Annotated in this window: 11 protein-coding genes; 8 read left to right on the top strand and 3 right to left on the bottom strand. The window is 47.0% G+C overall.

Going from position 1 to position 10,664, the window contains the following annotated elements; all coding sequences use genetic code 11:
* The first annotated feature begins 666 nt into the window (after positions 1–666).
* From IAE48_RS11465 to ompL, 3 genes are all read left to right on the top strand, one after another.
* Positions 667–1,980 (top strand): BNR repeat-containing protein, encoded by a 1,314-nt coding sequence (locus IAE48_RS11465; RefSeq protein WP_200134447.1) that lies wholly within the window; start codon positions 667–669, stop codon positions 1,978–1,980.
* A gap of 3 nt (positions 1,981–1,983) precedes the next feature.
* Positions 1,984–3,249, top strand: coding sequence for an oligosaccharide MFS transporter (locus IAE48_RS11460; RefSeq protein WP_200134446.1), 1,266 nt, complete (start codon positions 1,984–1,986; stop codon positions 3,247–3,249).
* Positions 3,250–3,326: 77 nt separating this feature from the next.
* Entirely contained in the window at positions 3,327–4,022 is a 696-nt protein-coding gene (ompL, locus tag IAE48_RS11455; protein WP_200134445.1) for a porin OmpL, read from the top strand.
* 419 nt (positions 4,023–4,441) lie between these two features.
* Here ompL and IAE48_RS11450 read toward each other — a convergent pair whose 3' ends face one another.
* On the bottom strand, positions 4,442–5,395 hold the full coding sequence (locus IAE48_RS11450) for a LysR substrate-binding domain-containing protein (protein ID WP_200134444.1): 954 nt from the start codon (positions 5,393–5,395) through the stop codon (positions 4,442–4,444).
* 96 nt (positions 5,396–5,491) lie between these two features.
* On the opposite strand from IAE48_RS11450, the gene IAE48_RS11445 reads away from it, so the two are divergent.
* Complete coding sequence (locus IAE48_RS11445) at positions 5,492–6,103, top strand: LysE family translocator (protein WP_200134443.1); 612 nt, start codon at positions 5,492–5,494, stop codon at positions 6,101–6,103.
* Between the two features lie 298 nt (positions 6,104–6,401).
* Positions 6,402–6,836 carry a molybdopterin-binding protein gene (locus IAE48_RS11440; RefSeq protein ID WP_200134442.1) on the top strand — a complete coding sequence of 145 codons (435 nt, stop codon included), beginning with the start codon at positions 6,402–6,404 and terminating at the stop codon, positions 6,834–6,836.
* 47 nt (positions 6,837–6,883) lie between these two features.
* Here IAE48_RS11440 and IAE48_RS11435 read toward each other — a convergent pair whose 3' ends face one another.
* Positions 6,884–7,168, bottom strand: coding sequence for a DUF2623 family protein (locus IAE48_RS11435; RefSeq protein ID WP_200134441.1), 285 nt, complete (start codon positions 7,166–7,168; stop codon positions 6,884–6,886).
* Between the two features lie 395 nt (positions 7,169–7,563).
* On the opposite strand from IAE48_RS11435, the gene IAE48_RS11430 reads away from it, so the two are divergent.
* Positions 7,564–8,082, top strand: coding sequence for a GrpB family protein (locus IAE48_RS11430; RefSeq protein ID WP_094420581.1), 519 nt, complete (start codon positions 7,564–7,566; stop codon positions 8,080–8,082).
* A gap of 248 nt (positions 8,083–8,330) precedes the next feature.
* Here the strand turns inward: IAE48_RS11430 and IAE48_RS11425 are convergent, their stop codons facing one another.
* Positions 8,331–8,942, bottom strand: coding sequence for a hypothetical protein (locus tag IAE48_RS11425; protein ID WP_200134440.1), 612 nt, complete (start codon positions 8,940–8,942; stop codon positions 8,331–8,333).
* A 329-nt stretch (positions 8,943–9,271) separates the two neighbouring features.
* Here IAE48_RS11425 and IAE48_RS11420 point away from each other — a divergent pair, with 329 nt between their 5' ends.
* Both IAE48_RS11420 and IAE48_RS11415 read left to right on the top strand, forming a co-directional pair.
* Entirely contained in the window at positions 9,272–10,096 is an 825-nt protein-coding gene (locus tag IAE48_RS11420) for a Zygote formation protein zyg1 (protein WP_200134439.1), read from the top strand.
* Between the two features lie 28 nt (positions 10,097–10,124).
* Complete coding sequence (locus IAE48_RS11415; RefSeq protein ID WP_200134438.1) at positions 10,125–10,496, top strand: hypothetical protein; 372 nt, start codon at positions 10,125–10,127, stop codon at positions 10,494–10,496.
* Positions 10,497–10,664 lie beyond the last annotated feature (168 nt).

Raw genomic sequence — 10,664 nt, 5'->3', positions numbered from 1 at the left:
GGGGTGAACGGGGATCCGGAACTCACAGAAACCGGATCTTTGATAAAAATGAAGGAAGTAATGATAGGCTCGGACATGAAGCCATAAACAGCTGGACAACATACGGACCGTATCCATTTTTATAACGGCAATAACCGCGCCATCCGTTTCCCCGCGATCTGGATTTTGAGGGAGTGAGAAAACTGGAGATCGTCCGGCCTGTCCTGGTATTTACTCAGTATATGTACTCGTTCAATCCCTTTACATAGGACATAAATTAATGCCACCTTTGTATTTCAGCCACTTTTGGTGATTATATGGCAAAATTACAATAATCAGGAAGATATACTTCACGTTTTTAACGTGACTTACCATAATCAGAGTTATCACGGGGATATATGTTCGTGACGACCTCACTATATAAACATCCACGCAAATATAATGTGGTCAAAACCCGAACAAAGGACAATAGAACTAAGTTTTATAGAAATAAAATACACCTGGAGTGCAACACATCTAAATAATAAAAAGAAAATAAGACAATCCAACTTTCTTTGTGACGTGGTTAACAACTTCTAGATTGATATATTTTATTATTTAATATTGTTCAGCCTGGTAGTAGTAACCTCATGAGTAGATTGATATTAATTCAATGGCTGGTTGCAGGGTAAAAAGAGAGGAATTGAAATGAAGAATGAAATGCATCAAGAAACTATAATATCTGAAATTGGTTTCTGTTGTTCTGATTTTACAGTTGAATATGCACTGTTGGTCAAGGATAAATGCTATGTTGCCTATTATGATGAAAATCATACTATAACGGTAGCAAGTTGTAATCCTGACGAGAAAACATGGGAGCTAAGCCATCCGGAAGGTGAATGGTTACCAGAAAAAAAACGGTTTATGCATCAAACTGAATATGATAGCCACAATTACCTCACACTGGCAATGGACAATAAAGGACATATTCATCTCTCCGGAAATATGCATAAAGACAAACTGGTATGGTTCCGCTCAACGAAACCTTATGATATTCATTCTCTTGTTCAGGGGGAAATGACTGGAATAAGGGAGGGGAGTTCCACCTATCCGTTATTTTTCTATGGCAGAAATGGAGAGCTTTTTTTTCGTTATCGCGATGGAGAAAGCGGAAACGGTGATGATATCTACAACTGCTGGAACGAAGATGAAAATAAATGGTTCAGATTACAGGACAATCCATTATTAAGTGGTGAAGGACTCAGAAATGCATATGCCCGTTTACCCGTCTTTGGTCCGGATAATCAATGGCATATGATCTGGATGTGGAGGGATACACCACACTGCGAAACCTGCCATGATCTTTCCTATGCACGCAGTCCGGATCTGCTCAAATGGTATTCGCACGATGGCTATCGTTTACCCGTGCCGATCACCTTGCAGAAGAGCGATATTGTTGATGGCAGTTCTGTAAAACACGGGCTGATTAATATGAGCCAGAATATTGGTTTCAGTGCCAGAGGTGAGCCGTTAATTACCTGGCATCGTTATGATGAAAAAGGCTTTTCTCAGGCCTGGATTGCCAGACCGGAAGGGAATAAATGGCTGATAAAACAAATCAGCGGCTGGGAATTCCGCTGGGAATTTAGTGGGATGGGTTCCATTCCTCCGGATGTCATTATCTCTGCGCCCTATTTAAAAGATAATTATCTCAGTGTTGATTTCAGATTATCCACCGGCGAGAGTGGAAGCTGGTTGCTGGATCAAGAAACGCTGGATGTCATAAAGACTTTTTCAGGCGCTGTCTCACCTCTTCCTGAACATTTTTATAAACCTTGCGAAGGGCTTGATGCGGAGGCAAAAGTGCAGCTCATACCTGAGCTGTACCAGTCGTCCCCATCTTATTTTTTGCGCTGGGAAGCGTTACCTATTCAACGGGATATCTCTTCAGGAAAAAGTATACGTCCAAGTATGTTGACCCTGGTAACTACCGAATGTTTTCCGGAAGGAAAAGGAGATTAAACTATGTCTTCAGCGTCAAAAAGCGCTTACATGCGGATAAGCTTATGTTTGTTTCTTTTTTATTTTTCATGGTCAACAACGTGGTCATTTCTGGCTATCTGGCTTGGAGATAATGTCGGCTTTACCAGTACACAGATAGGCTACACGCTGTCTGTAAATGCGCTGTTTGCGCTCGCAATAAAGCCGGCGTTTGGCTTCATCATGGATAAACTTGGATTAAAAAAATCTTTGTTAACCTGCGTGGCTATTGCTTCGGTATTCGCAGCTCCATTTTTTATCTATGTATATCAGTATCTGCTGATGACCAGCATGGTTTTGGGCATGCTCCTCGGAGGGTTGTATCTGGGTACAGCTTATCTTGCTGGTGTACTGGTTTTTGAAACATACGCAGACCGATACAGCCGGGCATTCGGGTTTGAATTTGGACGAGTCAGAATGTGGGGATCTCTTGGCTGGGCAATAGCTTCTATTTTTGCCGGGCAGTTATTTAATATAAATCCTCACTTTAACTTTATCATCACTTCCTGTGGTGCAGTTGCTGTTTTACTCATTCTTTTTACCCTTAAAACACAGGGCGACGGCATTGACTGGCAGGCAGTGAATGCATCAAGAAAAGATCCCGTAAACCGCAAAGATGTCCGGATGCTGTTCCGGCATACCAGTTTCTGGGTTCTGATGCTGTTTTATGGGGGGATTATCTGGATGATGCAAAGCGCAGAACAACAATTTCCACGTTATTTTGTGACGTTCTTTGCCGACCATCAGACAGGTAATGCCGTCTTGGGGTATATGGGATTTGTGCAGTCAGCATGTGAATTTTTGCTGATGTTCTCGATCCCTTTTCTGATAAACCGGATAGGAGCCCGCAACGGTCTTCTTCTTGCTGGATTCGTTATTGGGCTCCGTCTTGTGCTGTCTGCCCTCGCAACTCATCCCTGGATGATTATTGTCATTAAACCGCTTTATGGTCTGGAAATGGCACTGTTACTGGTTTCAATTTTTAAATTTCTCGCCGAGCATTTCGATAAGCGTCTGACCGGAACCATTTATATGGTACTCGGATGCTTTAATTACCTCGGAATTACAGCAATAAATCCACTGGCTGGATATTTTTACGACAAGCATGGCTTCGCTTACACATATATGGTTATGGGCTGCGCGGCGTGGTTAATTACGCTTGCAGGGGTGAGGTTTTTAGGAAAACAAAAAGCTTTATCGACGGAGGAATCAATACACAATGCGACACAAGACGTTAACGCAATGAAATAAAAAATTTTTTTTTAATATTAACGCCTTTCAACAGGACTGGCGTCACAACAACTTACGCTTAAATTTCAGGAATAAAAATGAAAGCAAACCTGCATCTCCTTTTTATTATCAGTGCTATTCATCCCATTTCAGCCTTCGCGGCTGGTGCGTGGATTGAAGGTCGTGAAGCTTTTAACACTGCCTCAGAGCAGCATGAGTTTGTTCTGCGGGGAGGATATAACTTTGATGGTGGTGCAGGCATTATGCTTACTAATGCCTACAATACCGGTAAACTGGATCAGTTTAAGCACAGCTATAATGAGCTCGAAGGATGGTATCCGCTTTTTAAGCCGACCACGGAGTTCACTGTTTCACCCGCGCTTATTCTCACAGACAACGCTGATGGTTCAACTGTATCGCCATATGTTGACTTTAACTATAAATTCATTCCTGATTTTAATGTCACGTTAAGATACCGATACAATAATAAAAACTACGACAGCGTGGATCTTAATGGTAGTAAAAATAAAGACAGCACACATCAGTTTGTTATGTACTGGAACCTCAAAATTAATGAAGAATGGGCCTATACTTTTGAACCGGATTATTTTATTCATGTTAAAGATTTCCATAGTAAAAACGGGAAAGATCATAACTGGGAGCTTAATAACAAGCTGACTTATACCCTGACACCACGGTGGAAGCCTTATGTCGAGGCATCATGGCTTGATCGATGGAGTCAGTACGAACGTGAACAATATCGTTTCAGGGTTGGGATAAGATATTATTTTTAGGTAATTATTTGAGTCAGTAATGTATCCCGTCATAACGACGGGCTACGCTATGCTCCATAGCAACATATTCAGAATGCACCGGCTATATCGTGAAGCAGATTGTTGCGGAGTTTCTGAGTGATCGCCACCGGAACTTGGGGTTTCCGGATCTACCGGTTTTCGGATCTGATGGCAGAAAGGAAGTTATTAGTAACATTGATGCAACGTTTATACTTAATTTGTGCTTATTTGGCATTAATGCAGTCAGGTTGTCAGTAATGAATTATTGTTGCGATTTATATAATAAAACAGGCCGATCACTTCTCGCCATCCACCACTCTCTCTGCGGCAAAACAGACCGGTCTTTTCATACAGCACCTTTCCCGGACACGATGAGTATTTGCCCCTGATCCGGCCCTGGTCAGGGTGGAATGAAGCATTCAGCTGAGAGGCCGGTTCACCGGACAGATACCCGGAGGAAATGTGGAGGGGACATGTTTCTGAAGGTGCTGATGAAGCGCATCGATGAGCCGGCCGTGCGGTGTCGGCTCCGGCCGGACAAGACAGTAGCTGTCACCCGTGGCCACTGCCTCACTGAAAGGCAGCACCAGAAGCCCGTCGGCAATAGCCTGCCGGCTCAGCAGAAGATCGGCGATCGCAATACCGTAGCCGCTGACGGCCGCCGTGCTGGCCTGTTCAAGGGTGTCGAATACTTTCCCGCCAGACAGAGTGGCCTCTCCCGCTCTGCCCGCACCTTCGAGCCACCGCCTCCAGTCACGGCGGTCAGGAGAAGGGTGGATAAGCTCACAGCCGGAAAGGGAATGGCGCGCCCTGTCAAGCAGGGCGGGTGCGCAAACAGGCACAAGCCATTCCCCGAAAAGTCTCCGGTTTATTGTCCCCGGGCCGAACTCCCCTCTCCCGAGCAGAACTGCACAGTCAAACGGCTCGCGGCTGAAATCAACAGTGTCGGTATCCATCCAGACACTGGCCAGCTCCACGCCGGGCGGATCAGTCTTTTCCTGAAGGGTACTGAGCGCATCAAGTAACCAGCGTGATGTGAGGGTCGTGGGGGCCTTGAGCCGCAATGTACCGGGCGTACTGGTGAATGCCCTGCTGGCCTGCTCAATGCAGCTGAACCCCTCGTTCAGCTGGAGTGCAAACTGTTGCGCCTCTGGCATCGGGATGACCCTCGGGCCGCACCTGACAAAAAGTGTGCGCCCGAACCACACCTCAATGGTACGGATGTGTCTGCTGATCGCCCCCGGCGTGATGCTGAGTTCCCGGGATGCCTGACTGAATGAGCCCAGCCGTGCTGCTGCTTCAAACGCACGCAGTGCGTAAAGAGGAGGGAGGGACTGCCTGTCAGTGGTGTGGCTGATTTGAGTTTTCGTCATGTTTATTGTGAGTTTAATCCGTTTTTCAATTTCGTACTTCTGGCTGATGATGGCGCCCGGGTCTGCAGACCCGTCCCTGTTTACCAGAGAGGTACCATGAACACAGCGTTACTAGCAGGTTACATTCTGGCGGTCACCGCCCTGTTAATCACACCCGGCCCTGTCATGGCGCTGGTGACCGCCACGGCAGCCCGTTCCGGTTATTTAAGTGCATTCCGCACCATTCTCGGCACGCACCTTGCTTCACTGATACTGATTTTTCTGGCCATGCTGATGCTCGCCGGGATAGTCAGTATTGATCCTTTCCTGCTCAGCGTTCTGGGCATTGCCGGCGCCTGTTATCTGGCGTTTACCGCCATTGAGGGTCTGCGCCGCTTCCACCCGTCCTCTTCTTCAGGTGTTGTTGCAGAGCGGGGAGGGTTTATCAGGGGATTTATTACCGCCGTTGCCAGCCCCAAAGACATCCTGTTTTTTCTGACCTTTTTTCCCCAGTTCAGGGGAATAACTGCCGATTTTCATACCAGTATGGCAGTGCTCTGTGGTGTATGGGTGATCCTCGATTTTCTGATGCTCTCCCTGTATGCCCTTGTCGTGAGCCATTTATTCACCGTCCGGTTCAGGCAACATCTTGCCCGGTGCACCCTGGTTGCCCTGCTTATCATTGCGTTATGCAGCGTAATATACAACGCTTTAAGCATAATGGCCTGAGTGCAGTCTGCCACGACAGGGCGTGAAGCCAGACATAAGCACGTAGCTGGTTACTGAAAGGGGAAGTGCAGCAACACAAGGATAGTCGCAGGGCTGTCGGTGACGGTGTACCGCTGAAAACACAGGCGACGTGCATATCCATCTGAGTCCCTGTCAGACAGGGGGGCTTCAGGCCAGAATGAAAGGGCCGTGAGCCCATCCGGACGTGGAGAGCCTGCGCAAGGAGTACGATGGAAGCACCAGACCTGTATGAGCTAAACTGCCCGGTATCATTAATCCCTGAAAATAAGGAAACCGTATGTCAGTTTCAGCACGTAACCAGTTGCCGGGTACCGTAGCCATCGTGCGTACCGGCTCAGTGAATGATGAGATTGAAATTTCTCTGGAGAATGGCGGTACGCTTGTCGCCGTCGTGACAGGCAGCAGCAGACAAGCGCTCGGTCTGGAACAGGGCAGGGCAGTGGTGGCCCTGATCAAAGCGCCCTGGATTGTGCTGGCCTCAGAGGACTGCGGGATGACGTTTTCAGCCCGGAACCAGTTTGCGGGCAGAGTCATGACAGTGGAAAAGGGTGCGGTGAACGCCACCATTGATATTCATACCGATGCAGGTACTCACCTGACGGCCGTTATCACAAATGAGAGCCTGGCCGGGATGAATCTCAGCGAAGGGAAAAGGGTTATCGCCCTGATAAAGGCTTCTGCCGTCATGCTTGCCGTAAAAAAAACCGGGTGAAGCGGTCCCTTTATACCGGCAGGGCGTTACTTAGCGGTGCCCTGCTCTTACCCGCCCGCATACCCCTTGTTGAAATAGTGTACAAACCGGTCTGACCGATATTCTGTAAAAAATTCAGCCATAATGTCTCTGTTAAGGTTATACAGCCGGGTCAGCCTCCCGGCCTCAAGAGCGGCTATCTTCCTTTCACCGGTCTTCTGCTCGAGCTGAAAGCAGTAGCCCAGAACAAATCCACGCGTGTAGTCATTACAGTACCTGGCAGGCATCCTGACGGGACAGGGCTCGCTGAGTTCAACTCCCCGCATCAGCCCTTTTCCAAAATGGTCTTTCATAAGTGATCCCCCTCATCGTTATATAATTAATTATATAACGATGAGGGCTGAAAACATACATCCTCCTGTCATCTGTAGCTGCGCCTGATCCACCAATTCACGCATCCTTCATAACATTTCCGGTTATGACAGAAATCGGATCTGAGGATGAAAGAAGAAGGATTGCTGCGGGAGAAGCACAAAAACCGCCGGATTGTTGCGATGCGGGGATTATTGCTTTTTGGGCAGAGGATAGCACTGACTGTTGCGTAAAATGCAGATGTGACTCTCCCGGCACCCGCCGCCGGAAATGTGCACAGCCGGACGGACACAGACAGTGTCGCTTCATGCCGTGTCAACGGGTATGCTTCCGGCACTGGTATGATCAGACACTGCGGGAGAAGGAGGAGGCAGGTATGCGGGAAATCGTGGTGGTGCCATACGACGATAAATGGCCTGAGATGTTTGAAGCGGAACGTTTTCAGCTGCAGATCCTGCTGGGTGATGTGGCTGAGAAAATTCATCATATTGGCAGTACGTCAGTGCCCGGACTCCCGGCAAAGCCGGTGATCGATATTCTGCTGGAGGTTTCCGGCATCGAAGAACTAGATGAACACACCTCCGCGATGAGCAGCGCGGGTTATGTTGCCCGCGGTGAGAACGGGATTGCCGGGCGCCGGTTCTTTATGAAGGGGGGAGACAGGCGCACGCATCATGTCCATGCGTTTTCAGCAGGCGATGCACAGATAGTGAGGCACCTTGCTTTCCGTGACTGTCTCAGGAAAAACAGTGACACTGCTGAGAGTTATGCCGAGATAAAACGTACAGCAGCCTTGCTGTACCGTAACGATCCTCATCGCTACAGCGCGTTCAAGGCAACGTTTATCGAGCATCATCTGCAGGTCGCGCTGATGGAACAACATGATGAGACGTGAGCGCGGCTCCGTGACGTGCTGTACAACGGGACGAAAGGGCATTCGGCTTTCTTCTTGGGGTTTGTCATGAAGCCCAGACTAAAGGCAATGAATGTTATGTTCCTCTGGGGGTTGGCAGCTGCCGGCATGAATGAACGTCTGCCGGTTTTTTGTGGGGAAAGAGTTAACGGGGTCTGATACTCAGTGGAACGAAAACGCATGTAAGCCGTGAAGGTTGTCTTAAAAATCGATTAAGCCCATTTCTTCTCCTACGTGATCTTACCGGCAGCCATCTTGGCCTTTCGGGCGATACGCCGTTCTATTCTGCGTATTTTTACGCTGAATCCGTCATGGTACCTGAGTTTTTCCTCAATGCGTTTTTCTCTGTCCCGGTGTTCAATGGAGGGAGGTGACAAGCGGTAGGCTAAACGCAGCTCCCGTGTGAGTTCCACGGCCTTAAATCCCAGCCACGAAAAAATCTTTTGCCGCGTGGCGTAAAAACCATCGCCCGAGCCGTCATCACACTCATGGGCTTCCATCAGTTCTCCGGACGTGTCGTTTTGCAGGCTTTCAATGGCGCGCACTCGGTCACTGATGCTGAGGGGCAGCAACTCTCTGCCAGGGATATCAGGCACGGCCAAACGAACCGTCTCACACTGCGGAGTTCGTTCACGGTAATCGTGATATTGAGGATTGGTAAAGGGTGGGTAACCGTCATCGGTGACCACTGCATCACAATCCACAACGAATCTATCCAGCACGCTGACCAACTGTGACGCTGCTTCTGCCTCGCGTCTTTGCCTGCTTTTGCGGTTAAGCAAGTATTCTGCTGTCCGTACGATACCTGAAAATACAGAGCCCGGCAGGGTAGGTATGCCCATTATTATATCCGCCTGTAATCGTGACCATGCTGGATTTATTTTATCTCATTTAGTGAAATGGTATACCGCACAAATGCAATCCCGTTGTTTTACCGAGTCCGGGAAAACGACTAACCAATCCCCCTTTTTGGGGGCAGTCTGGATATAGACAATTATTGTACGGTAAGCCTGATTTTTTAACAGGCTTGCCTATAGCTGTAGGGCGTACTCTCGCGCCATACTGCAAAAGTTCGATATATTCAACAAAGCCAATTGAACGTACTATACTTCATTTCGCCACAACACAGTTATTTCCCTGCTTTTCATTTTACTTTAAAGATGAGGTTTTTATGCGTGAAAACTTTATAGAAACGGCAATAGATGCAGGTTATAGCACGCTTGAAGAATACGAGGCGGCATCAAAAAACTTACGACCCAAACGACAGTTAAGGGCGGTCGCTATTTCTGAAGAATCTGAAGAATCTGAAGAATCTGAAGGAGATGGCGAGCTGAGAGTAAATTTCAGGCTTAACGCAACCGGTAATATTTGGTATTCCACAACCAGCAAAGCTGAATCTCTCAGCGCCGAAACCAAAGCATTATTTAACAGTGTTTCAGTACTTTTTTCGGCCATGACAAAAGTGATGGCCGAAGCGAACAAAAGCCTGTTTGATTTTGATGACTGGAGTAAACTTATTCGAAAGTCCGGGTATTTCATCGAGGCCGGGAAAGTACAAAAACACATATCAATCCAGGCCACCACCGTCAGTGTTGATACCCAAATACTGTCTCAATTGCTGCCTGGCATCGACAAAGCGCCTTCTGCCATGCAAATTGGAAAAGATATATTGAGTGCCCTGAATGGTGAATACGGCGGCATGCAGAAAAAAGAAGATGCAAAGATGGCACACCTCCTTTTTATTTGCGAGGAAATATTAGGTGATGCCTCAGTATCCATTCGTTTATTTTTCGCCGACAGCAAACAGATGGAATTGATGACTAAGTCACCGTGCCATAAAAGCTCCACAGAGTCTTACGAGCAAGAACAGAGAATTGATACATTCCGTTTTGTATCCCCCGAGCAAATTTCAAAATATGCAAAGGACTTCGAGAAAGATGACCCGGCATATCTGGAACTTATCAAAAAACTAAAAGACTCCTTAGCAGACGAATAGCTTAGACCGAATATAAAAGGGTACCATTATGTCTGATAAAATTATTCAATATCCACGTGGCATTTTCACAAATGATGGTCAGTCAACTGTAGATGGATTCGCCGAGAAATTAAAAAAGGTTGCTGATGACATTAAACAGGCTGGAGCAATAACTGTTTACTATGGCTTTCATGGTGATGAAAATGGTAATTTCTATAAAGTTTTCTCAGATAAGGAACTAGAACAGTCACTCCTTATATCAAAAGCATTCCCGGACGTTAAAATGGTTAAAGTGCTCAGGCCGGATGATATAAATATCGACTATAAGAAGCATAACACTGAAGGGAAGGCTCTGTTTACATGGTGTGATAGTGAAAAATACATCAGAAACAATAAATGCTTACCTGATATTGTAAATTAACATAACAGTACGAAAAGACATTTTATCCGGAATTGCATCAGATATGATGCAATTTTTTTCTTCCAGTACCTCATCTACAGGATTGGTTTATTCAGGCTGACGGGCAGCAAGACTAAAGGAGCCTCTCCTGAACTGACCCGTAAAGTATTCGGTTCTATTGAAAACGAA

The sequence above is a fragment of the Kosakonia sp. S57 genome (assembly GCF_016516575.1).
GTDB lineage: Bacteria > Pseudomonadota > Gammaproteobacteria > Enterobacterales > Enterobacteriaceae > Kosakonia > Kosakonia cowanii.
This window is presented reverse-complemented; position numbering and strand designations above follow the sequence as displayed.